16 protein-coding genes and 2 rRNA genes are annotated in these 24,196 nt (G+C 67.0%); 9 read left to right on the top strand and 9 right to left on the bottom strand.

Annotation, left to right across the window (positions count from 1 at the left end; translation table 11 throughout):
- Positions 1–104: 104 nt before the first annotated feature.
- The 4 genes from BKK80_RS11060 to BKK80_RS11075 all read right to left on the bottom strand — a co-directional run bounded on the left by BKK80_RS11060 (position 105) and on the right by BKK80_RS11075 (position 7,465).
- Positions 105–2,983: ribosomal RNA gene (locus BKK80_RS11060) — 23S ribosomal RNA — on the bottom strand.
- 330 nt (positions 2,984–3,313) lie between these two features.
- Positions 3,314–4,845 (bottom strand): 16S ribosomal RNA (locus BKK80_RS11065).
- The 16S and 23S rRNA genes sit together here, the layout of an rRNA operon.
- Positions 4,846–5,825: 980 nt before the next feature.
- Entirely contained in the window at positions 5,826–6,395 is a 570-nt protein-coding gene (locus tag BKK80_RS11070; RefSeq protein ID WP_071069421.1) for a hemerythrin domain-containing protein, read from the bottom strand.
- 890 nt (positions 6,396–7,285) lie between these two features.
- Positions 7,286–7,465 (bottom strand): tripartite tricarboxylate transporter substrate-binding protein, encoded by a 180-nt coding sequence (locus tag BKK80_RS11075; RefSeq protein ID WP_157903204.1) that lies wholly within the window; start codon positions 7,463–7,465, stop codon positions 7,286–7,288.
- A 161-nt stretch (positions 7,466–7,626) separates the two neighbouring features.
- Between BKK80_RS11075 and BKK80_RS11080 the strand changes: the two genes are divergently transcribed.
- Together BKK80_RS11080 and BKK80_RS11085 are read left to right on the top strand one after the other, a co-directional pair.
- Entirely contained in the window at positions 7,627–7,878 is a 252-nt protein-coding gene (locus BKK80_RS11080) for a GlsB/YeaQ/YmgE family stress response membrane protein (protein ID WP_071036933.1), read from the top strand.
- A 228-nt stretch (positions 7,879–8,106) separates the two neighbouring features.
- On the top strand, positions 8,107–8,388 hold the full coding sequence (locus BKK80_RS11085; protein ID WP_071016343.1) for a CppA family protein: 282 nt from the start codon (positions 8,107–8,109) through the stop codon (positions 8,386–8,388).
- A gap of 52 nt (positions 8,389–8,440) precedes the next feature.
- On the opposite strand, the gene BKK80_RS11090 is transcribed toward BKK80_RS11085, so the two are convergent.
- From BKK80_RS11090 to BKK80_RS11105, 4 genes are all read right to left on the bottom strand, one after another.
- On the bottom strand, positions 8,441–10,414 hold the full coding sequence (locus BKK80_RS11090) for a methyl-accepting chemotaxis protein (RefSeq protein ID WP_236903662.1): 1,974 nt from the start codon (positions 10,412–10,414) through the stop codon (positions 8,441–8,443).
- 183 nt (positions 10,415–10,597) lie between these two features.
- Complete coding sequence (locus BKK80_RS11095) at positions 10,598–12,430, bottom strand: NAD(P)-binding protein (protein ID WP_071069425.1); 1,833 nt, start codon at positions 12,428–12,430, stop codon at positions 10,598–10,600.
- Positions 12,431–12,445: 15 nt separating this feature from the next.
- On the bottom strand, positions 12,446–13,801 hold the full coding sequence (locus tag BKK80_RS11100) for a cytochrome c (protein WP_071069427.1): 1,356 nt from the start codon (positions 13,799–13,801) through the stop codon (positions 12,446–12,448).
- A 121-nt stretch (positions 13,802–13,922) separates the two neighbouring features.
- The gene (locus BKK80_RS11105; RefSeq protein ID WP_071012766.1) at positions 13,923–14,108 is read right to left on the bottom strand and encodes a DUF2970 domain-containing protein; all 186 of its coding nucleotides are present in this window, start codon (positions 14,106–14,108) and stop codon (positions 13,923–13,925) included.
- Between the two features lie 177 nt (positions 14,109–14,285).
- On the opposite strand from BKK80_RS11105, the gene BKK80_RS11110 reads away from it, so the two are divergent.
- Positions 14,286–15,695 carry an aminotransferase-like domain-containing protein gene (locus BKK80_RS11110; protein WP_071036930.1) on the top strand — a complete coding sequence of 470 codons (1,410 nt, stop codon included), beginning with the start codon at positions 14,286–14,288 and terminating at the stop codon, positions 15,693–15,695.
- 24 nt (positions 15,696–15,719) lie between these two features.
- On the opposite strand, the gene BKK80_RS11115 is transcribed toward BKK80_RS11110, so the two are convergent.
- Entirely contained in the window at positions 15,720–17,351 is a 1,632-nt protein-coding gene (locus BKK80_RS11115) for a glycine betaine ABC transporter substrate-binding protein (RefSeq protein ID WP_236903664.1), read from the bottom strand.
- A gap of 232 nt (positions 17,352–17,583) precedes the next feature.
- Between BKK80_RS11115 and BKK80_RS11120 the strand changes: the two genes are divergently transcribed.
- From BKK80_RS11120 to BKK80_RS11145, 6 genes are read left to right on the top strand one after another with little or no spacing between them, the layout of a single operon-like run.
- Positions 17,584–18,600 carry a LysR family transcriptional regulator gene (locus tag BKK80_RS11120; RefSeq protein WP_071012770.1) on the top strand — a complete coding sequence of 339 codons (1,017 nt, stop codon included), beginning with the start codon at positions 17,584–17,586 and terminating at the stop codon, positions 18,598–18,600.
- Positions 18,597–20,093, top strand: a complete 1,497-nt coding sequence (locus BKK80_RS11125) for a flavin-containing monooxygenase (protein ID WP_071069428.1) — start codon at positions 18,597–18,599, stop codon at positions 20,091–20,093. The genes BKK80_RS11120 and BKK80_RS11125 overlap by 4 nt, the downstream gene beginning before the upstream one ends.
- Positions 20,090–21,064, top strand: coding sequence for an ABC transporter permease (locus tag BKK80_RS11130; protein ID WP_071070791.1), 975 nt, complete (start codon positions 20,090–20,092; stop codon positions 21,062–21,064). Before BKK80_RS11125 ends, BKK80_RS11130 begins: the two co-directional genes overlap by 4 nt.
- Positions 21,061–21,999 carry an ABC transporter permease gene (locus BKK80_RS11135; RefSeq protein ID WP_071012773.1) on the top strand — a complete coding sequence of 313 codons (939 nt, stop codon included), beginning with the start codon at positions 21,061–21,063 and terminating at the stop codon, positions 21,997–21,999. The genes BKK80_RS11130 and BKK80_RS11135 overlap by 4 nt, the downstream gene beginning before the upstream one ends.
- Positions 21,996–23,033, top strand: a complete 1,038-nt coding sequence (locus tag BKK80_RS11140; protein ID WP_232346251.1) for an ABC transporter ATP-binding protein — start codon at positions 21,996–21,998, stop codon at positions 23,031–23,033. The genes BKK80_RS11135 and BKK80_RS11140 overlap by 4 nt, the downstream gene beginning before the upstream one ends.
- A 56-nt stretch (positions 23,034–23,089) precedes the next feature.
- A complete protein-coding gene (locus BKK80_RS11145) occupies positions 23,090–24,136 on the top strand; it encodes an ABC transporter ATP-binding protein (RefSeq protein ID WP_071038386.1) in 1,047 nt (348 codons plus the stop codon).
- The last annotated feature ends 60 nt before the right edge of the window (positions 24,137–24,196 follow it).

The following is a 24,196-nucleotide window of genomic DNA, read 5'->3' on the forward strand; positions in this document are numbered from 1 at the left end:
CGGGGTTGAGCCGTCGCAGCGAATAGGGATGTAGTCTTGGTTGTGAGGTATCGGCACCGTCCTGGGCACACGCGATACGTCAACCAGTGAAACACACTGGTTATAGGATCAAGCCTTACGGGCAATTAGTACTGGTTAGCTTAACGCATTACTGCGCTTCCACACCCAGCCTATCAACGTCCTGGTCTCGAACGACCCTTCAAGGAGGTCAAGCCTCCAGGGAATCCTCATCTTCAGGCGAGTTTCCCGCTTAGATGCTTTCAGCGGTTATCTCTTCCGTACATAGCTACCCTGCGATGCCTCTGGCGAGACAACAGGTACACCAGCGGTACGTCCACTCCGGTCCTCTCGTACTAGGAGCAGCCCCCGTCAAGATTCCAACGCCCACGGCAGATAGGGACCAAACTGTCTCACGACGTTTTAAACCCAGCTCACGTACCTCTTTAAATGGCGAACAGCCATACCCTTGGGACCGGCTACAGCCCCAGGATGAGATGAGCCGACATCGAGGTGCCAAACACCGCCGTCGATATGAACTCTTGGGCGGTATCAGCCTGTTATCCCCAGAGTACCTTTTATCCGTTGAGCGATGGCCCTTCCATACAGAACCACCGGATCACTATGTCCTGCTTTCGCACCTGCTCGACTTGTCGGTCTCGCAGTTAAGCACGCTTTTGCCATTGCACTTTAGGTACGATGTCCGACCGTACCAAGCGTACCTTCGAACTCCTCCGTTACACTTTGGGAGGAGACCGCCCCAGTCAAACTGCCTACCATGCACTGTCCCCGACCCGGATTCACGGGCCAAGGTTAGAACCTCAAACAAACCAGGGTGGTATTTCAAGGACGGCTCCACCGGAACTAGCGTCCCGGTTTCAAAGCCTCCCACCTATCCTACACAGATCGGTTCAAAGTCCAATGCAAAGCTACAGTAAAGGTTCATGGGGTCTTTCCGTCTAGCCGCGGGGAGATTGCATCATCACAAACACTTCAACTTCGCTGAGTCTCGGGAGGAGACAGTGTGGCCATCGTTACGCCATTCGTGCAGGTCGGAACTTACCCGACAAGGAATTTCGCTACCTTAGGACCGTTATAGTTACGGCCGCCGTTTACCGGGACTTCAATCAAGAGCTTGCACCCCATCATTTAATCTTCCGGCACCGGGCAGGCGTCACACCCTATACGTCCACTTTCGTGTTTGCAGAGTGCTGTGTTTTTATTAAACAGTCGCAGCCACCAGTTTATTGCAACCCCTTCACCCTTCTGGCGCAGGCCAGTCAAGCTACCAGGGCGTACCTTATCCCGAAGTTACGGTACCAATTTGCCGAGTTCCTTCTCCCGAGTTCTCTCAAGCGCCTTAGAATACTCATCTCGCCCACCTGTGTCGGTTTGCGGTACGGTCTCGTATGACTGAAGCTTAGAGGCTTTTCTTGGAACCACTTCCGATTGCTTCGCGACACATGGTCGCTCGCCCCACAGCCTTGAATCCCGCGCCCGGATTTGCCTAAGCGCCTTCTCCACTGCAGGGACCGGGACTTCCAACACCCGGACAACCTTCCGCGATCCGTCCCCCCATCGCATCATACGACGGTGCAGGAATATTAACCTGCTTCCCATCAGCTACGCATCTCTGCCTCGCCTTAGGGGCCGACTCACCCTACGCCGATGAACGTTGCGTAGGAAACCTTGGGCTTACGGCGAGGGGGCCTTTCACCCCCTTTATCGCTACTCATGTCAGCATTCGCACTTCTGATACCTCCAGCATCCTTTACAAGACACCTTCACAGGCTTACAGAACGCTCTCCTACCACGCGCTTGCGCGCGTCCGCAGCTTCGGTGACTGGCTTAGCCCCGTTACATCTTCCGCGCAGGACGACTCGATCAGTGAGCTATTACGCTTTCTTTAAAGGGTGGCTGCTTCTAAGCCAACCTCCTGACTGTTTTAGCCTTCCCACTTCGTTTCCCACTTAGCCAATCTTTGGGACCTTAGCTGGCGGTCTGGGTTGTTTCCCTCTTGACACCGGACGTTAGCACCCGATGTCTGTCTCCCGTGATTGCACTCTTCGGTATTCGGAGTTTGCTATGGCGGGGTAATCAGCAATAGACCCCCCAACCATGACAGTGCTCTACCCCCGAAGGTGAGACACGAGGCACTACCTAAATAGTTTTCGGAGAGAACCAGCTATTTCCAGATTTGTTTAGCCTTTCACCCCTATCCACAGCTCATCCCCTAGTTTTTCAACACTAGTGGGTTCGGTCCTCCAGTACGTGTTACCGCACCTTCAACCTGGCCATGGATAGATCATCTGGTTTCGGGTCTACACCCAGCGACTGAACGCCCTGTTCGGACTCGCTTTCGCTACGCCTGCCCTAATCGGTTAAGCTTGCCACTGAATGTAAGTCGCTGACCCATTATACAAAAGGTACGCCGTCACCCGTTTCCAGGCTCCGACTGTTTGTATGCATGCGGTTTCAGGATCTATTTCACTCCCCTCCCGGGGTTCTTTTCGCCTTTCCCTCACGGTACTGGTTCACTATCGGTCGATCACGAGTATTTAGCCTTGGAGGATGGTCCCCCCATCTTCAGACAGGATTTCACGTGTCCCGCCCTACTTGTCGTACACCTAGTTCCACAACGCTGTTTTCGCATACAGGGCTATCACCTGCTATGGCCGGGCTTTCCATCCCGTTCTGCTAACAATGCTGCTAAAGAGTACAAGGCTCTTCCCATTTCGTTCGCCACTACTCTGGGAATCTCGGTTGATTTCTGTTCCTGCAGCTACTTAGATGTTTCAGTTCGCCGCGTTCGCTTCCCTTGCCTATGTATTCAGCAAGGGATGACCCATACGGGCCGGGTTTCCCCATTCGGACATCTCCGGATCAAAGCTCGTTTGCCAGCTCCCCGAAGCTTTTCGCAGGCTACCGCGTCCTTCATCGCCTGTGATCGCCAAGGCATCCACCACATGCACTTGTTCGCTTGACCCTATAACGAGTGTGTCTCAAGCTCGCGCCTGAAACGCTTCATTACAGGTTGAGTTCTCGCATTTGTGCCGTATTCCAAGTCATCTTTCGATCACTTAAATACTTTGGTTGATACAATCACAACCCGGTATCGTGTTGGTTACTTCAGCCTCTCATCAAGGCTTCACGACACCTTTACTACATCCCATATTGTTAAAGAACAGCCGAATTTCTTCGCTTGGCAATGCCAAATGCAAGCGCTCGATATCAAGCACTTGCATTTGGCCATATCCTGGCCGCAACAACAAACAACCGATAAGTGTGAGTGCTCGACTCGGAATGCACGCTCTGGAAAGGAGGTGATCCAGCCGCACCTTCCGGTACGGCTACCTTGTTACGACTTCACCCCAGTCATGAACCCTGCCGTGGTAATTGCCCTCCTTGCGGTTAGGCTAACTACTTCTGGCAAAACCCACTCCCATGGTGTGACGGGCGGTGTGTACAAGACCCGGGAACGTATTCACCGCGGCATGCTGATCCGCGATTACTAGCGATTCCAGCTTCACGTAGTCGAGTTGCAGACTACGATCCGGACTACGATGCGTTTTCTGGGATTAGCTCCCCCTCGCGGGTTGGCAACCCTCTGTACGCACCATTGTATGACGTGTGAAGCCCTACCCATAAGGGCCATGAGGACTTGACGTCATCCCCACCTTCCTCCGGTTTGTCACCGGCAGTCTCTCTAGAGTGCCCTTTCGTAGCAACTAGAGACAAGGGTTGCGCTCGTTGCGGGACTTAACCCAACATCTCACGACACGAGCTGACGACAGCCATGCAGCACCTGTGTCCACTTTCCCTTTCGGGCACCTGATGCATCTCTGCTTCGTTAGTGGCATGTCAAGGGTAGGTAAGGTTTTTCGCGTTGCATCGAATTAATCCACATCATCCACCGCTTGTGCGGGTCCCCGTCAATTCCTTTGAGTTTTAATCTTGCGACCGTACTCCCCAGGCGGTCAACTTCACGCGTTAGCTTCGTTACTGAAGAAATGAATCCCCAACAACTAGTTGACATCGTTTAGGGCGTGGACTACCAGGGTATCTAATCCTGTTTGCTCCCCACGCTTTCGTGCATGAGCGTCAGTCACGTCCCAGGGGGCTGCCTTCGCCATCGGTATTCCTCCACATCTCTACGCATTTCACTGCTACACGTGGAATTCTACCCCCCTCTGACGCACTCTAGCCTTGCAGTCACAAGCGCCATTCCCAGGTTGAGCCCGGGGATTTCACGCCTGTCTTACAAAACCGCCTGCGCACGCTTTACGCCCAGTAATTCCGATTAACGCTCGCACCCTACGTATTACCGCGGCTGCTGGCACGTAGTTAGCCGGTGCTTATTCTTCCGGTACCGTCATCCCTCCGGGGTATTAGCCCAAAGGATTTCTTTCCGGACAAAAGTGCTTTACAACCCGAAGGCCTTCTTCACACACGCGGCATTGCTGGATCAGGGTTGCCCCCATTGTCCAAAATTCCCCACTGCTGCCTCCCGTAGGAGTCTGGGCCGTGTCTCAGTCCCAGTGTGGCTGATCGTCCTCTCAGACCAGCTACTGATCGTCGCCTTGGTGAGCCTTTACCTCACCAACTAGCTAATCAGACATCGGCCGCTCCTATTGCGCGAGGCCTTACGGTCCCCCGCTTTCACCCTCAGGTCGTATGCGGTATTAGCTAATCTTTCGACTAGTTATCCCCCACAACAGGGCACGTTCCGATGTATTACTCACCCGTTCGCCACTCGCCGCCAGACCGAAGTCCGCGCTGCCGTTCGACTTGCATGTGTAAGGCATGCCGCCAGCGTTCAATCTGAGCCAGGATCAAACTCTTCAGTTCAATCTCTGTGTGGTTCCGCGCAGTTGCCTGCGCAAACCTCGCTCTTTCGAGCGGTCGCTCACTCTCAGAAAACTGACTGGCTCCGTCCGAAGACGAAACCAAACATGTTTACTGTGCGAGCACTGATAATTTGCAAGCTAGAAGACCGGGGTCTTCCGCATTCATTATCAAGCACCCACACTTATCGGTGTTTGTTTGTTAAAGAACCACCCTCTCGGGCCGCATCCGGCTTTGCCGGTTTGCGTTGCCGCTGCGTTATGTCTGCAGCGAAGGAACGAGACTATAAAGAATTTTTCGAGATCAATCAAGCGATTTCGAGAATTTCTTTATTCGGACGCCGCACTCATTCGAGCCGCGCCAATCCTGCCATTCCCTCCCCGTCACGCGGTGCGCTGCGAGCGAGGGAGCGAATACTAGTCCCTCGATGACTGACTTGCAAGCCGAAAAATGAAAAGCGTCGCTTTTGACACTTGAACGCCGGGGCTCCGATCCGGGGTGAGAACGGCGCCGGCTGGATGTATCCGACGCCAACAAGCACTGTGAGGACATGGTTTCCACTTCCGTCCGAGACAGGACGCCCGGCAAGCCTGGCGCGTTCTCGTCGTCTGCACGCTGGCCTTCACCGTCTGCTTCATGGTCTGGATGATGTCCGGCGTCATCGCCCCCCCCTGAAGCAGCCTTCGGCCTGAACGACACCGAGTTCGGCCTGCTCGCTGCCGCCGTACCCCGTCGCCGAAGCGACGGATCCGCCAGGAAAGGCTGACAGCACATCATTGCCTATCGGCATCGGCAGCATCGGCTCCTGCGTGACGTTTCAAAGAGCAGGAAGCTGAATCCGGTCGAGTACCGCCTCAATATCTGAAGAGTCGACCTGAAGGAGCAATGCACTCCGCCAGGATCATTCTCCCGGCTCCTATGATTCAGAGGCGTTCATCGGGCCTTTCAATTGATGCCAGGCTTCTTTTCACGCGATCAAGGCCCTAGTGCACTTCCTGAATGGGCGCTCTCGCATCACGCTCGATCTGCTTGCGCAATGCCGTGAAGCGCTCCTGCACACCCTCCCCAAAAAGAGGATCGGGGCTGCCTGGAACGGTAGCCGCGACTTCCGCCCAGTCCTGCTCGGTCAGCAGTTGCGCCGCGCGCGGCATGACGTGCCTTTCCTCGGTGGAAAGATGATTGCGGTAGTACACGAGATACATGGCCACAGCCGCTTCCAGGGCCGCGCGCGACGTGATCATATCCCGCTCCGCTTCATTGAGACGGCTCAGGAATTCCTCGCCCACCGTGGCAATCACGCGATGCTCTTGCAGAAGCCGGCTGACCACGATCTGCATGCCGGGATCCCGCTCGACGAGCAGGGCGTACGCGACATCCTCGCGCGGATGGTGGACACGATCGCCAAAGTTCCGCATGTAATAGAGGATCTCGCCCATCAAACCATAGTTCGGCTGCGCTCCCCGGTGAAAGGCGATCACCTGCTCTTCCAGCAGATCGAGCAGCGTGGAGAAATGGATGTGATCGGCATGCCAAACGGCAAGTTGGTCGGTCATGGCGTGCTCCAGGGAGACTGGTCAGGTAAGCGATCCGGCTCGAAGTTAACTCAACAAACCCCGATTTCAACAGTAGTCCCCCGCCAAGTTTTGAGGATGATGTAGATCAACAGTGGGCTTCGCTCATTCCCCGCTCACTTCCGCTGGCGCGTTGCCCCTTGCTCGAATGTCGACAGGCATATCGAACTGACGAAGGCTTCCAGCGCAAGCCGCGGGCGCAACAGCATCTTCCGCCCGCGGGCCGCGAATGGGGCAAAGGACAATGGCCGCGCCGCCAGGCTCGCGGGCTCGCGTAGTGCAATGAAACACCATCGTCTCGAGACCCGGAGACCCGCCACTCCACGACAGGTCCATTGCGCCGGGCCACCTGCTGCGGCCTGCCCCTGGCGTGCCGTCGGCTCGCCACGCTGGTTGGCCGCCACCGCGCCGGCGCCTGGCGGGCACCGGGTCGCTGGTCGATCTCGCGCAGCGCGCCGTTCGTTCGCAACCTCGTGGCAAGCACGGCTGGCCGGGTGGTTGCGTGGATCCGCCCTCCACTCAGGCGGCACGTGGACATCCCCAACCTTGGCGGCTCCGACGCCCCCACCCACACACGGCAGCGATTTCCCCTTCTGCGCGGCAGCGACGATGGCATCCCTCGATCCCTGGCATCCTCGCACCAAGAATGATCATTTATTACTACGTAATACGTATTGTTTAATACTTTTCGAAACAATCTTTAGACATAATTATGCTTCTGTCTAACTATTGGCACGGATCGAGAGATCCATCATCGTTGCCACGACCGCCGATGGGCTCTCAGCATCCCCCAGCACGTCCTGCGGCTATGACGATCGAGGCCGCGGTGCCTCGCGCATCCCGCTTGAGCACCCGGCCCCGCTCTTCTTCCCTTACTCGGGCTTCACACCCGAATCGCGGATCACGCGCGCCCACAGCCGCGCCTGCCCTTCGATCCAGGCGGCGAACTCCTCCGGCGAATTGCCATAGGGTTCCAGCCCCTGCAGCCTCATCTTCGCCATCACATCGGGCTGCCGGAGGGCATCGGCGATCGCGGCGTTCAGTTTCTGCACCAGATCCCTTGGCGTGCCAGCCGGAGCGAACAGCGGCACCAATCTACGACGAAGACCGGGAGGTCTCCTCATTCCCGCCAGATCCCGCCACCGGCCCGCACAAATTCACCTAGAGTGATGTCTGATGCGGTGCCACATGGACAACAGCCAGGAGAACAACGATGCAACATGGTCTGATTGCTTGGCTGGTGATCGGTGCGGTCGCCGGATGGCTGGCGGGGGTGCTGGTCAAGGGCGGCGGCTTCGGACTGCTGGTCGACATCCTCGTCGGCATCGTCGGCGCCATCGTCGGCGGCTGGTTGGCCGGCCTGCTGGGCATCTCGTTCGGCGGCGGCATGATCGGCTCGATCATCACGGCGGTGATCGGCGCCGTGGTACTGCTCTTCCTCCTCCGGCTGATCAAACGGGCCTAGGCGCCACCGGCGCCGGCCTCAGCGCGATTCCGTCGCGCGGAGGAGCTGCAGCCTATATCGCCGTAGGACATCGCCTGCATCGACCTCGCTCCGCGGGCATCCTGTTGCCGTCATTGCCATTCACGCTGCCTGCCGAAACTGGCAGCAGCGCGCCTTGTCGTGCTTGATTTCGCCTCGATACTGTATATATTTACAGGTACTGTATGGATATACATGTGCGAGGCCATCATGGAACATCTGGTCCGGGTGCAGAACGAATATGACCGCCAGGTCCTGGCCTGGCTGCGCCGACGCATCGGCGACGCGGCGCTGGCCGAGGCTGCCAGGCGGCTCGGCGGCGAACGCAAGCCATATCTGTCCAGCCTCTGCCGCGCGCTGTCGATCCGGCCACCCGCACGCGTGGATTTGCGCGCTGAGGCGCGGCGTGCCGACCTCGCCGTCGGCGAGCGCTACCTGGCGCGCATCCGCACCATCCTCGGCGCATCCGGACAGGCCTCACGGGCCCATTGAGCGCCAATCGGGCGCCAATCGGGCACCCGTGCCGTGCTCCCGGCATCCGGTGTCAGGCCTGCAGCGGTGACGCAACCGGTACCGGTGCGTGATCGAGGTGGAAGCGGCCGACCAGCGCCTCCATCCGCTCGGCCTGCTCCTTCAGCATCGCGGCGGCGGCGGCTGCCTGCTCGACCAGCGAGGCATTCTGCTGCGTCGCCTGGTCCATCTGCACCACGGCCTGGTTGACCTGGGCGATGCCGCCGCTCTGCTCGGCCGAGGCACGGCTGATCTCGGTCATGACGGTGTCGACGCGGGACACCGCCGTGATCGCCTCGCCGATGGTCTGGCTGGCCTGCTCGACCAGTCCGGCGCCGTGCGCCACGCGCTGCGCCGACTGCGCGATCAGCGCGGCGATCTCCTTGGCCGAGGTACCCGCGCGTTGTGCCAGGTTGCGGACCTCGGCCGCCACCACGGCGAAGCCGCGCCCGTGCTCGCCCGCCCGGGCCGCCTCGACGGCGGCATTGAGCGCCAGGATATTGGTCTGGAAGGCGATGCCGTCGATCACGCCAGTGATGTCCTCGATGCGGTGGGAGTCGGCCGCGATGTGCCGCATGGTGTCGAGCAGGTGCCGGATCGCGTCGCCGCCACGGCCCGCGACGCCGGCCGCCTCGGCCGCCAGCGTGCTGGCCTCGCCGGCATGGCCGGCATTCTGTTTCACGATGGCGGTCAGCTGTTCCATGCTGGCCGCGGTCTCCTGCAGCGAGGCCGCCTGCTGCTCGGTGCGCTGAGACAGGTCCAGGTTGCCTTGCGCGATCTCTCCCGCAGCCACCAGCACCTGCTCCGCGCCGGCGCGCGTCTCGCGCACGGTGTCCTGCCAGGAGCGCAGCAGGACTTGCAGGTGGCGCCGGATATCGCTGAATTCGTCGCGCCCGCGCACCACCAGTTCGGCGCGCAGGTCGCCCGCGCCGATCCGCTCGACCCAGGCGGCGATCCCGCGCAGGTCCTCGCCCACGCCACGGCAGAAGCCCGCGAACAGGTAGAAAGCGGCGCCGACGGTGAGCAGCGCCAGCGCGCACATCCACGCCAGCTTGTCCTGCACCGCGCCGATACGCGCTTCCAGCATGGCATGGGCACTGGCGCCGAAGGCGCGATTGGTCGCGCCGATGGCGTCGATGGCAGCGGTGGCCTCGTCGAAATACGCCTTGGCCTCGATGCGGATACCGTCGCGGCCCAGCAGCCTGTCCTTCAGGGTCACCGAGAATCCATCGACCGCCGCCAGGCGCGCCTTGGCCGCCTCCACCTCGGCGCGGTAGCCTGGCGCGGCCGCGCTCACGCGCTCGGCGTCGCGCCTGACCGTCTCCACCGCCTCCTGTATCTGCTCGCTGAGCGCGCCCAGCCCGGCCTGCTGCGCGCTCTCGGCGAAACCGCCCTGGCTGATGATGGCGGTACCGCGGCCGCGCGCCAGCGCGGTGAACTCCGCCAGCCTGGGCATGGTCCCGAGCATCAGGTTGATCAGGTAGTACGACCCCGCATCCGGGTCCAGCGCCAGCTCCGAGCGGTCGCCGAGATCGCCCACATAGAGCCGCAGTTGCCTGACCAGTGCGCTGTGCTGCGCGAACAGGGTGGACGCCGGTGCCTGCAGGCCTTCGGTCTTGAGGGTGCGCCATGCCTCTTCGAGGGCGCCGGCCTGGGCATCGAGGCCGAAGCCGCGCGCGTCGGCCGCGAGCTGCGCCGCCTGCTCTCCGGCACGCGCGTCGGCTGCCTCGTAGGTGGCCCGGAAGGCAGCGTTGCCTGCCTGCACCGCCGCGGCGGCACCACGCCGGATCTGCACCTGGCGCATCATCTCCAGCGCACGCTCGACCGCGGCGAGCCCGCGCACCTCGGCGCGCGCGGTCTTCAGCTCGGCGAGCGAGGCCTGGAAGACCAGCGACATGGCGCCGGCCAGCGGCAACAGGAACAAGAGTGCAAGCAACAGCAGCTTGCGCGAGATGCTGAGTGCCGCCATCAGGCGCACCGCGGGATTCAACCATCGGGTCATCGTCATGCCTTGATCAAGCCATCGTCGTGGCTTGTATCGGCAGCATCGGAACGAATTGAAGCAGTTTCACCCACACATTTCAGAAATCGTCAAGATGGTGCAAACACATCCCGATTTGTGGGCATGAATCCCCATCCAGGTGCGTGCGCCACCTGGATTTTCGGCAATCCGGCGCAGCGCCTGGCGGACTCAGGCCGGCAGCGATTCCACCGCGCGCCAGGCCTGCTCGACCGCGGCGACCAGCGACGGGCTGCCCCCGCTGTCGGCGCCGGCCAGCGCGACATTGCCCACGCCTGCCCGCGCCGCCTGCTGCGCGGCCGTGCCCGCATCATCGCCATCGACGCTGGAAGGCCGGTAGCTGTAGCCGTGCGACCAGCGGTTGACGGTGATGGCCCGCACCAGTTGCGCCGCGCTGCTGCCGGCAGGCGCGAGCAGCCGGTCGAGCTGGGAGCGGATGGCGCGTTCCAGCTCCACGAACGGCGTGCCGAGCAGTAGCGCGCGTCCGGCGCGGAAACGCTCGCGTGCCCGCATGCCGCTGTCCGGCACCGTCGGCACATAGAGCATGTGCAGCACCACCGGGTCCTGCGGTCGCGCGCCGGGGCCGGCCTCCAGCCACAGGTCGCTGTAGGGCAGCGTCGGCGCATGGATACGCCCGGCACCGAGCGCGGCAAAGGCCTGCCAGTTGTCGAGCGCCACCTTGGTGTAGACCAGCGGCGCCTTGACTTCGTCGCGCAGGGCCGCCCGCTGCGCGGCCGGCAGCCCGGGCATCAGGAAGGGCACCATCATGTTGTAGCCGGCCAGCACCACATGGCGCGCCTCCACGCGGTGCAGGTTGCCCTGCCAGCCATAGGTGACGCGCGCGATGTGGCTGCCCGGCTCGACCGCCACGGCCGTGCTGTTCAGGCGCAGCCGCACCGGCGCGCCATCGCGGTCGAGGCGGTCATAATCGAAGCGGGCCTGCGCCAGCGCCCCGGCGCCCCGCGCGACTGCGGGGATCAGGTCCCTTACCAGGCCGCGCGCGATCGACGCATTGCCATCGGCATGGAGCAGCCGGGATGCGGGCGACTTGCCCAGCCGCGCGTCCGGCGTCACCGCCGGCATGCCGGCCCCGGCGGGCAGGCCGATACCCAGCGCATCCCATATGGAGATGCCATCGGCGTCGAGCGCGTAGCTGTCGTTGCTGCGGCTGCGCAGGAAACGCACGCCCGCCAGCCCGAGGCCCGCCTTGTCGCGCAGGAAAAGCGCATAGCGCGTGCGGCGCAGATAGCCTGCCCGGTCGTCGGCCGCCATGCCCGCGAGGTAGTCGGTGCGCCCTTCGGCCAGCCGTGCCAGGGCCTCGAGCTCTGCCGCGGGCAGCGGCGCGGCGGCCAGGAAGCGGCGCACCGCGTCGGGCGCCGGCGGCCCGCCCTGCGCGGCCGGGGCCCCGCCGAAGGGCTGGCCGAAGGGATCCCCGGCCACCAGGCGATCCGCGCCGAAGTGCTCGCGATCGAAGAACACCGCCCGCCCGAGTCCCGAGCCTTGCCAGGGCTCCGCCGCGGGCGCACCCGCGCCCGGGGCGAGCCCGATGCCATCGAGCAGCGTGCGCAGCGCGGCGCTGCCGGCGGCGCCGGCCGGCACCTCGGCGCTGCCGCCATAGCTGACCAGCAGGCGGCCGCGCACAGTGAACTCGTTGCGGCGCGCGTGGCCGCCGAAGTCGTCGTGGTTGTCGAGGATCAGGATGCGCGCGCCGGGTCCGTGGCGGCGCTGGTAGAACCAGGCCGCCGCCAGCCCGCTGATGCCGCTGCCGACCACCACGAGGTCATAGGCCTCGCGCGCCATCACACCGGGATAGCGCACCCCTTCGCGCGCCAGGCTGTGCGCCAGCGTGTAGCTGCCGGGCTGGCTGCCGCGCAGGCCGGTCAAGGCCGGGGGATAGCCGGCCCCGCCGTCACCGGCCTGGGCCGCGCGCAGCCAGCCGGGCGTGAACGCCGTGCCCAGCGCCAGCGCGCTGCCGTTGAGAAAGTCTCGTCGCGTGATGGTCATGGCTCGGCTTGGGTGTCAGCGGCTGGCTTCGGCTTCGAGGCGGATGCCCAGGGCAGCGCGCCGCGCCGCGACCTCGCTGTCGCGCACCGGCGCGGCGCGGTTGCCCCAGCCGCCGCGCACGAAGCCCAGCACGTCGGCCAGTTCCTGGTCGTTGAGCGCCCAGCCGTAGCCGGGCATGTGGTAGTCGGTCGCGGCAGTGTCGACGGCCGCGGTCACGGCGCCGCCCAGCAGCAGGTTGACCAGCGAGGACGGATCGGGGTCGAGTACCGCCGGATTGCCCGCCAGCGGCGGGAACACCCGCGCGAAGCCCTTGCCGCCGGCGCCGTGGCAGGGCATGCAGTACTGCCCGTACAGCCGCGCTCCCGGCGCGTCGAAGCGCCCCTGCAGCAGCGCCTGCGCGGTGGCAGGATCGTAGCGGAACGGCGCGCTCTCCCCGCGCACGCCGGGCAGGCTCTTGAGGTAGGCGGCCATCGCGTCCAGGTCCTGCGGCGTCATATGCTGGGTGGAGGCGGCGATCACGCCCGACATGGGCCCGAAGGATGTCGCATGGATATTGCGCCCGGTACGCAGGTATTCGGCGACTTCCTCGCGCGACCAGCCGCCCAGGCCGCTCAGCTTGTCGCCGCGCAGGTTGCCGGCGGACCAGCCCTCGACGCTGGCCCCCGCGAGGAAGCTCTGGCTGCGCTCGTCGCTGCCCTGTTCCGCATGCAGCAGGCCGCGCGGCGTATGGCAGGCGCCGCAATGTCCCACGGCCTGCACCAGGTAGGCGCCGCGGCGCCATTGCGCATCGCCGCCCGCGACGGCCGCGCGTGGCGACGCCCTGTCCGCCGGCGCTTCGAGGAAGAACAGGTTCCACACCACCAGCAGGGAACGCATGCCGAAGGGCCAGCGCAGCTGCGGCGCGGGCTGGCGCTGGCGCACCGGCCGCACTTCGGCACGCAGGTAGGCGTACAGCGCCGCGACGTCCTCGGCCGTCATGCGCGCGTAGGAGGGATAGGGCATGGCCGGATAGAGCCGCTTGCCGCCACGCGCCACGCCCTGGCGCAGCGCTCGGTCGAACTCGGCCAGCGAGTAGGCGCCGATGCCGGTGTCCGCGTCTGGCGTGATATTGGTCGACGGGATGGTGCCGAGTCCCGTGCGCAGGACCACCCCCCCGGCAAACGGCGCGCCGCCCGGCGCCGTGTGGCAGGCCGCGCAGTTGGCGATGCGCGCCAGGTAGCGGCCGCGCGCCACCTGCGCCACCGCATCGGCGGGCGCCGCGGCCGCGCCGTCGCCTGCCTGCGCCTGCGGCGCCGCCAGCAGCAGGGCGAGCAGCAGCACCAGCAGGGCGTCAGGAAAATGCTTGCGCAGCAAGGCGCGCAGCGATGGCATGCGCCGCGGTCGGTTTGCCATGGAGTTGTCTCTGCCCCCGGTTCTTCTTGTTATCTTGTCGTCTTCTCTTGCCGCCTTCCGGACCGCCAGCCGCATGCCGCAGGGATGCGGCTGGCCGCCCTCAGGCGTGCGCCACCGCCCAGCGTGCCAGCATCAGCAGGCACAGCACCAGCACGCCGGCCAGGGCGATGCCCGTGGCCAGCAGGTGCACAGGCTTCAGGCTCTGCAGGTCGCGCTGGTGTTCGCTGCCACGGCGCAGGCCGAGAAATCCCCACAGTACGGCGCTGACCAGTCTCAACGGATGCATGACGGCTCCTTGTTCCAATGCGGCGGACCGTCCGCAGGGCACGGATACGGATACGCCCCTGCGCGCTATTCTGCCGCGCCGCCGGCCTCGGGAACAGAATCAGTTCTGCCATAATCTTGCGTATCAGATCGCAGGCAGGGCGCCTCGTCGTCCCCTGCTCCGCCCCCCCTTGCTCCCATGAAGCGCTACGAGGAACTGGCCGAGATTCTCGCCCGCGATATCCGCGCCGGCAACCTGCCGCCCGGCACCCGCATGCCGTCGATCCGCAAGACCGTCGCGCAGTACGGCGTAAGCCCGTCGACCGCATTCCAGGCCTACTACCGGCTCGAAGAGCGTGGCCTGGTGCGCGCGCGCGAGCGTTCCGGCTACTACGTGGCCGGCGCCGCCGGCCTGCCGTTGCCGCGCCCCGCCGCGCGCCGCACGCGCCGCGCCTCCACCGAGGTGGACGTGTCCAAGCTGGTCTTCGCCGTACTGGAGGCTGCCGCCGACCAGCGCATGGTGCAGTTCGGCTCGGCCTTCCCGGCTCCCGAGCTGTTTCCCTGGGAACGGCTCGGCAAGTCGCTGGCGCGCGCCGGCCGCGAGATCGATCCCTGGCAGTCCGTCGACGACCTGCCCCCGGGCAATACCGTGCTGCGGCAGCAGATCGCGCTGCGCTATCTCGGCGCCGGCGTGCCGCAGGCGGCCGAGGACATCATCGTCACCAACGGCGCGCTCGAAGCGCTCAACCTGTGCCTGATGGCGGTGGCCCGGCCGGGCGACGTCATCGCCATCGAGTCGCCCGGCTTCTACGCCGCCCTGCAGGCACTGGAGCGGCTGCGGCTCAAGGCGGTCGAGATTCCCGTGCACCCGCAGCAGGGCATCGACCTCGCCGCGCTTGCCGAAGCGCTGCGGCGCCATCCGGTGCGCGCCTGCTGGTTCATGACCCAGTTCCAGAACCCGATGGGCGCCAGCATGGACGAGGCGCGCAAGCGCGAACTGGTGGCGCTGCTGGCGCGCCACCAGGTACCGCTGATCGAGGACGACGTCTACGGCGAGCTCTACTACGGCAGCCGCTGCCCGCTGCCGGCCAAGGCCTTCGACACGCAGGGCCTGGTGATGCATTGCAGTTCCTTCTCCAAGACGCTGGCGCCCGGATTCCGCATCGGCTGGGTCGCGCCCGGCCGTTTCGGCGAGCCCATCCAGCGCATGAAACTGATGACCACCCTGTCGGCGGCGGTCCCGGCCCAGCAGGCGCTCGCCGAATACCTGCAGCACGGCGGCTACGACAAGCACCTGCGCCGCCTGCGCCATGTGCTGGAGATGCAGCAGGGCCAGATGCGCCAGGCCATCGCACGCCATTTCCCCGCCTCGGTCCGTGTCTCCCGCCCCGACGGCGGCTATTTCCTCTGGGTGGAGTTCGAGGCCGGCTTCGATGCGCTGGCGCTGCACCGGGCCGCGCTGGAGGAAGGCATCGGCATCGCGCCCGGTCCGATCTTCTCCGCGCGCCAGGGCCACCGCCACTGCGTGCGGCTCAATTTCGGGCAGCTGTGGAGCCCCCGCAGCGAAGCGGCGATCGCCACGCTGGGCCGGCTGGCCGCCGCGCAGTAGCCTTGCCGCGAACGCTGTCCCCGGTCAGCGAGGCGCCGCGCGCAGGCGCCGCTGCAGCCAGTGTTCCAGCCCCTCGAATCCGCCCTGCAGCAGCAGCGCCAGGACGGCCGCCGGGATCGCCCCGGCCAGCAGCAGCACGGTGTCGTTGAGCGCCAGCCCGGTGACGATGCGCTCGCCGTAGCCGCCCGCGCCGACGAAGGCGGCGATGGTGGCGGTGCCCACGCTGATGATGGCGGCGGTCTTCACGCCCGCCAGCAGCACCGGCAGGGCCAGCGGCAGTTCCACGTAGCGCAGGCACTGGGCGGGCGTGAAACCCAGCGCCATGGCGGCCTCCGACATGCCGCGCGGCACCTGCTGCAGGCCGGTGCAGGTATTGCGCACGATGGGCAGCAGCGCATAGAGGAACAGCGCCACCAGGGCCGGCCACAAGCCGATGCGGCCAAGCAGCGGGATCAGCATGGCCAGCAGCGCCAGCGACGGCACCGTCTGCAGCATGCCCACCAGCGCCAGCACCACCTGGCCCAGCCTGCGCCGGCGTGCGGCGACGATGCCCAGCGGCACTCCGGCCGCAACGGCGGCACCGACCGCGCCCGCCACCAGCGCCAGGTGGCGCCGCGTCAGGCGCAGCGTCTCCGCGTCCAGCAGGGTGCCGGCCAGGCCGGCACGCTCGTGGCGCGCCGTCGCCGCGGACGCCGGCGCATGGCCCGGCAGCGTGGCAACGAAGGCGCCGGCGATGGCCGCGAACGACTGCCCGTCCAGTTCCGCCGCCGCATTCATACCGATCATGCGCGCCGCGTCGATGCGCCCCGACAAACCCTGCAAGGCCTGCCAGGCCCGCGGAAAGCGCCGCGGCACGTCCAGGCGGTACAGCACCACCGCGGCGTAGCGCGGAAAGAAGCCGCGGTCGTCCTGCAGCACGCGCAGGCCATAGCGGCGGATCTTGGCATCGGTCGAGTAGATGTCGATGACGTCGACCTGCCCGGCCGCCAGCGCCTCGTAGGCGATGCCGTGGTCGAGCCCGAGCGGGCGCTGCGGCAGCCCGTAGCGGCGGGCCAGGCCGGGCCAGCCGTCGGCGCGGCCGAGGAACTCGTGCGTCAGGCCGAAGCGCAAGGCGGGATGGCGGGCCAGGTCGCCGAGCGTGCGCAGGCCCAGTTGCTGCGCCATGGTGTCGCGCACGGCCAGCGCATAGCCGTCCTCGAAGCCGAACGGAATGGCCGCCCCCAGGCCGCGCGGCGCGAGCGCGCGGTTGATCTGCTCCAGCCCGGCATCCGGCGGCAGGCCGAGGATCTCCACGGCCACCGTGCCGGTGTAGTCCGGATAGAGGTCGATGCGCCCGGAGGCGAGCGCGGCGAACACGATGGCGGTATTGCCGAGGCCCGCCACGTGCTCGGCCGGCCCGGCGGCGGCGGCAGTGCGGGCCAGGATCTCGCCGAGCAGGTAGGACTCGGTAAAGCGCTTGGAGCCGATCCTCAGGGTTTCCCCCAGGGCGGCCGTGCACAGCAGCAGCGGGCACAGCAGGACGCACAGCAGGACCGCGAGCCGGGTCCCGTGGCACGGCGCTGGACTTCGCGGGCGGGAATCCAAGCAGAACACCTCGTCGGCTGGATGGGCGGGGCCGGCTGCCGAACCACGCATGGCGCCGGGCTTGCCGTGCATGATACGCCGCCGCAGAACGCCGCGAGCCATGGCCTGTCCGATACGCCGCATGAGCACATACCGAAATAGTATTTGCATTTCGCATGCTTGCTGGATAAGAATCCAGAAAACGCATAGACCACACAGGACCACCTGTGCCGCCCCCGTGCCAAGGGATGCCCGACGACGGCTCCCGCCAGCGGCGGCCGGCCGTGGTGGCGGGACGGAATACGGAACGGGATAAGGCGACGGGATGGAGATCCGGCAACTGGAAGCCTTCGCGGCGGTGATGACGAGCGGCAGCGTGACAGCCGCCGGGCGTCTGCTCGGCCGTTCCCAGCCCGCCATCACCCGGCTGATCCAGGAACTCGAAAGCGAACTGGGTTTCGCCTTGTTCGCCCGCAGCGGCCCCCGCGTCAGTCCGACCGAGCGGGGCTTCCTGCTCTATGAGGAGGTCGAGCAGGCGCTCGCCGGCCTGCAGCAGGTACGCGCCCGCGCGGCCGAACTGGCCCAGGAGGCACGCCGCTCGCTGCGGGTGGCGGCCACCCCGGCGCTGGCCGCCGGCCTGCTGCCCGCCGCCCTGGCCGGCGGGGATGCGCCCGGCCAGGTCCACCTGACCAGCGTCTCGCCGGAGAAGGTGGTCCATGCGGTGCTGACCGGCGCCGCCGAACTGGGCGTCACCAGCCTGCCGCTCGAACACCGCGGCGTGACCGTGCACTGGATCGGCCAGGCCGCCTGCGTGGTGGCCCTGCGTGCCGACGATCCGCTCGCCGCGCATGCGGTGGTGCCGCTGGCGGCCTGCTCGGGCCGGCGCATCGTCACCATGCACAATCCCTTCCGCCTGCGCCGCCGCCTGGACGCGGCCTTCGCGCGCGCCGGCGTGGTGCCGGCCGCGCTGATCGACACCAACTCCTCGCTGAACGCGCTCAGCGCCGTGCGCGCGGGGCTGGGCATCGCCGTGCTGGAGCCGGTGACGGCGCGCGGCGTGCCGCTGGCCGACATCGTGGTGCGCCCGATCGATGCCGACATTCCCTTCTACTTCGGCGTCATCACGCCCCAGGCGCGACCGGCGGACGCCGCCGCGCAGGCGCTGATCGCCCGCCTGGCCGAAGCCGCGCGCGGGCTGCTGCCCGACTTCGTGCTGCGCGGCCCGGAACAGCATGGCACGCTGCTGCAGAGCCTCTATGGCGACGGCGTGGCCGATGCCGATGCCGAAGACGCCGACGGCGCCACCCCCAACGATCCGGAACCCGAACCCAAGACACCATGACCCAGACTTGCGCCGACGATCTCACCCCGGGCCCTGCCAGCGCGGACGCGCCGGACGGCCTGGCCGCGCTGGAAGCGCGCCTGCGCCAGGACCTGTCCTGGCTCGAACTGCCGGCCAGGCGCTGGACCATGCCGCGCCACGAGCAAGGCGCCGAAGTGCTCGATGTCGCCGTCGTCGGCGGCGGCATGGCGGGCCTGGCGGCGGCGGCCACGCTCAAGCACCTGGGCATCACGGCACACATCTTCGACCGCTCGCCGGAAGGCTTCGAGGGCCCCTGGGCCACCACCGCGCGCATGGAAACGCTGCGCTCGCCCAAGCAGCTGACCGGCCCCGCGCTGGGCTTGCCGGCGCTGACCTTCCGCGCCTGGTACGAGGCCCAGTTCGGCACGGCGGCGTGGGAAGCGCTCGACAAGATCCCGCGCCTGCAGTGGATGGACTACCTGCGCTGGTACCGCCGCGTGCTGGCGCTGGACCTCAGCAATGAACACACCGTGCTGGCGGTGCAGCCCCGCGCCGACGGCTTGGTGGCCCTGCGCCTGGGCACGCCGCAGGGCGAGCGCACCGTGCTGGCGCGCCGCGTGGTGCTCGCCACCGGCCGCGACGGCCTCGGCGGTGCCTATGTGCCGCCGTTCGCGCAGGCGCTGCCGCGCGCGCTGTGGGCGCACTCGTCCGACGCGATGGACTACGCCACCCTGCGCGGCAAGCGCGTCGGCGTGGTGGGCGCGGGGGCCTCGGCCATGGATAGCGCCGCCACCGCGCTGGAGGCCGGCGCCGCCAGCGTCGACCTGTTGATCCGCCGCGCCGACATCCCGCGCGTCAACAAGGGCAAGGGGGCCGGCAGCCCGGGCCTGACGCACGGCCATCCGGGCCTGTCCGATGCATGGAAATGGCGCATCCGCCATTACATCAACAGCCAGCAGGTGCCGCCCCCGCGCGGCAGCACGCTGCGCGTGTCGCGCCACCCCAACGCGCGCTTCCACCTGGGCTGCCCGATCGAGGGCCTCGAGCCCGCCGGCGCCGGCCTGCGCGTGCAAACCCCCAAGGGCGTGTTCGAGCTGGATTTCCTCATCTTCTCGACCGGCTTCCGCATCGCCCTGGAAACCCGCCCCGAATTCGCCGCGATCGCACCCCATATCCGCTTCTGGCGCGACCGCTACACGCCCCGCGCGGGCCAGGAAGACCAGGAGTTGTCCGACTCGCCCGACCTGGGGCCGGCTTTCGAGTTCCTGGAGAACCGGCCCGGCGCCTGCCCCGGCCTGTCGCGCATCCACTGCTTCTGCTACCCCGCCGCGCTGTCGCACGGCACCGTCTCGGGCGACATCCCCGCCATCAGCGAGGGGGCGCGCCGGCTCGGGCAAGGCATCGCCGGCCTGCTCTACCAGGAAGACATCGAACTGCACTACGCGGCCATGGAGGCCTTCGCCGAGCCCGAGGTGTTCGGCGACGAATGGACACCGGCGCCCGCGCCGGGCGTCGCGGAGCAGGCCTCGTGAGCCGCTGGCTGGCGCGCCGCCTGGCGCAGGCCCTGCTGGTGGTGCTGGTGATGACGGTGATCGTCTTCGCCGGCCTGCACGCCATCGGCAATCCGGTCGACATCCTGATCGGCCAGGACGCCGACCAGGCCGACCGTGCCCGCATCATCGCCCAGCTCGGGCTGGACCAGCCGCTGTGGCGGCAATACCTGGCCTTCGTCACCGGCGCGCTGCACGGCAACCTGGGCAACAGCTTCGTCTACAGCGTGCCGGCGGTGGAGCTGATCCTGCAGCGCCTGCCGGCCACCTTAGAGCTGGCGGTGGCGGCGCTGCTGCTGGCGGTGGTGCTGGGCGTGCCGCTCGGCCTGTTCGCCGGGCTCTATCCCCAGCATCCGCTGTCGCGCCTGCTGATGGCCGGCAGCATCGTCGGCTTCTCGCTGCCGACCTTCTGGGTCGGCCTGATGCTGATCATGGCCTTCAGCGTCAAGCTGGGCTGGCTGCCCTCTGGCGGGCGCGGCGAGACCGCGCAGTGGCTGGGCGTGCAGTGGTCCTGGCTGACCACCGACGGGCTGCGCCACCTCGTGCTGCCGGCGCTGAACCTGGCGCTGTTCAAGGTCTCGCTGGTGCTGCGCCTGACCTGCGCCGGCGTGCGCGAGGTGCTGCCGCAGGAGTGGGTGCGCTTCGCCCGCGCCAAGGGCCTGTCGCCGCTGCGCGTGGTGCTGGGCCACGTGCTGCGCAACACCCTGATCCCGCTGGTGACGGTGCTGGGCCTGGAGTTCGGCTCCACCATCGCCTTCGCCGTGGTGACCGAGAACATCTTCGCCTGGCCCGGCGCCGGCAAGCTGATCCTGGACAGCATCAACGCGCTCGACCGCCCGGTCATCGTCTCTTACCTGATGGTGGTGGTGTGCCTGTTCGTGACGCTGAACCTGATCGTCGACATCCTCTACAAGCTGCTCGACCCGCGCGTGCGGCTGGAGCCCACGCCATGAGCACGCCGCAAACGACAACCTCCCCGGCGGCGCCGCCGGCCGCCGCCGTGCCGGCACGGCAGCAGGCGCCCTGGCGCCGCGTGGCCGGGGACTTCTTCGGCTCGCGCCTGGCCCTGGGCGGACTGGTACTGCTGGCCGCCCTGCTGCTGGCCGCGCTGGCCGCGCCGCTGCTGTCGCCGCAGAACCCCTATGACCTGCTCCAGCTCGACGTGCTCGATGCGCGGCTGGCGCCGGGCACACCCAACGGCGCCGGCACCTACACCTACTGGCTCGGCACTGACGGCCAGGGCCGCGACCTGTGGTCGGCGATCCTCTACGGCCTGCGCATCAGCCTGACGGTGGGCGTGGGCTCGGCCGCCATCGCCGGCGTGCTGGGCACCCTGCTGGGGCTGCTGGCGGCCTACGCGGGCGGCCGCGTCGACAGCCTGATCATGCGCACGGTCGACCTGCTGCTGTCCTTTCCCGCCATCCTGGTCGCGATGATGATGCTGGCCTTCCTCGGCAAGGGCATCGGCAACGTGATCCTGACGCTGGTGGTGCTGGAGTGGGCCTACTATGCCCGCACCGCGCGCGGCCAGGCGCTGGTCGAGAGCCGGCGCGAGTACGTCGAGGCCGCGCGCGGCCAGGGCATCCCGGGCTGGCGCATCGTCACCGGCCATATCCTGCCGAACTGCCTGCCGCCGCTGATCGTGATCGCCTCGCTGCAGGTCGCGCGCGCCATCACGCTGGAGGCCACGCTGTCCTTCCTCGGCCTGGGCGTGCCGGTCACCGAGCCGTCGCTCGGCCTGCTGATCGCCAACGGCTACCAGTTCATGCTGTCCGACGCCTACTGGATCAGCTTCTTCCCCGGCATCGCGCTGCTGCTGACCGTGGTCGCCATCAACCTGGTGGCCGACCGCCTGCGCGAGGTGCTCAACCCGAGGTGGCAGAAATGAGCGCCAGCGCCATGCCCAACCCCGCCGCGACGGCGGCCCCGACGCTCGAGGTGCGCGGGCTGCGCACCCATTTCCATACCCGCGCCGGCGTGCTGCCGGCGGTCGACGGCGTTTCCTTCACGCTGGAGCGCGGCCGCATCCTCGGCCTGGTCGGCGAGTCCGGCTCGGGCAAATCGGTCACGGGCTTCTCCATCATGGGCCTGGTGGACCCGCCCGGGCGCATCGCCGCCGGCGAGATCCGCTTCCAGGGCCGCGACCTGGTCGCCATGCCCGCGCCCGAGCTGCGGCGCCTGCAGGGCAACCGCATCGCCATGATCTTCCAGGACCCGATGATGACGCTGAACCCGGTGATGCGGGTGGAGGCGCAGATGATCGAGGCGGTGCGCGCGCACAGCGGCGCCAGCAAGGCGCAGGCGCGCGAACTGGCGCGCGACACGCTCGGCCTGATGGGCATTCCCAGCCCCGAGGAACGGCTGCGCGCCTACCCGCACCAGTTGTCGGGCGGCATGCGCCAGCGCGTGGCCATCGCCATTGCGCTGCTGCACCGGCCCGACCTGATCATCGCCGACGAGCCCACCACGGCACTGGACGTCACCATCCAGGCGCAAATCCTGTCCGAGGTGCAGCGCCTGGTGCGCCAGCACGGCACCTCGCTGATCTGGATCACGCACGACCTGTCGGTGGTGGCGGGCCTGGCCGACGACGTGGCCGTGATGTACGCCGGCCGCATCGTCGAGCACGGGCCGGTCGACGCCGTGCTCGACCAGCCGCTGCATCCCTACACCGCCGGCCTGATCGGCAGCCTCCCCAGCCTGAACCGCGAGCGCCGGCGCCTGCGCCAGATTCCCGGCATGACGCCGGACCTGCTGGCGCTGCCGCCGGGCTGTGCCTTCGCCGCGCGCTGCCCGCGCGCCTCGGCGGCATGCGCACGCCAGCCGGAGCTGGAGGCGGCCGGCCCGGCCGCTGCACAGGGTGCCTTGCGCCAGGTGCGCTGCTTCCATGCCGGACAGCCGGCCGCGACGGAGCTGGCATGAACGCGGCAAGCCAACAGAGCATGGCGGCGCAGGCCGCCACGGGAGTCAAGCAGGACATGGCAAGTACGGCAGCACATGCCCCGGCCGCCGCGCCGGGGCCCGACAGCGAAGAACTGGTCCGCCTGAGCGGGATCGCCAAGCGCTTCGGCGAACGCCGCGCCGGCCCGCTCGAGCGCTGGTTGCAAGGCGCGGGCTGGTCGGCGCCGGCACCGGTCACGCACGCGGTGGACGGGGTCGACCTGGAGATCCGGCGTGGCGAGGTGGTCGGGCTGGTCGGCGAATCCGGCTGCGGCAAGTCCACGCTCGGCCGCATGGTGGCCGGCCTGATGCCGCCGTCGGCCGGCGAGATCCGCTACCGCGGCCGCCCGCTGGAAACGCTCGACGCCGCCGCGCGGCGCGCGCTGCGCCTCAAGGTGCAGATGATCTTCCAGGACCCGTACGCCAGCCTGAACCCGCGCCTGCGGGTGGACCGCATCGTCGGCGAGGGCGCGCGCCTGCACGGGCTGGTCGACGGCGCCGGCTTCGACGACTACGTCAGCGCGCAGCTGCAGCGCGCCGGGCTCGATCCGGCGCTGCGCCAGCGTTATCCGCACCAGTTCAGCGGCGGCCAGCGCCAGCGCATCGGCATCGCCCGCGCGCTGGCGGTGCAGCCAGAACTGCTGGTCTGCGACGAGGCGGTGGCGGCACTGGACGTGTCCATCCAGGCGCAGATCCTGAACCTCTTCCTCGACCTGCGCGAGCAGCTCGGCCTGACCTACCTGTTCATCAGCCACGATCTCGGCGTGGTCGAGCACATGTCGGACCGGGTGGTCATCATGTACCTCGGGCGCGTGGTGGAAAGCGCGCCGGCGCGCGAGATCTTCGCGCGCGCCAACCATCCGTATACACGCGCGCTGCTGGCCGAGGTACCGCGCCTGGATGCGCGCCGCAAGACCTTCGCCGCCATCCAGGGCGAGATCCCGAGCCCGCTGGCGCCGCCCTCGGGCTGCCACTTCCATCCGCGCTGCCCGCATGCGCTGCCGCGCTGCCGCGTCGAAGTGCCGCGCCTGCGCGGCATCGCCGTGCAGCACCTGTCCGCCTGCCACCTGAACGACGCCACCTGATGCCGCGCCGTTCGCCATCCACGATCCGCCACGCCACCCAACACGCCCCCGCAACCGGAG

The sequence above is a fragment of the Cupriavidus malaysiensis genome (genome assembly GCF_001854325.1).
Lineage (GTDB): Bacteria > Pseudomonadota > Gammaproteobacteria > Burkholderiales > Burkholderiaceae > Cupriavidus > Cupriavidus malaysiensis.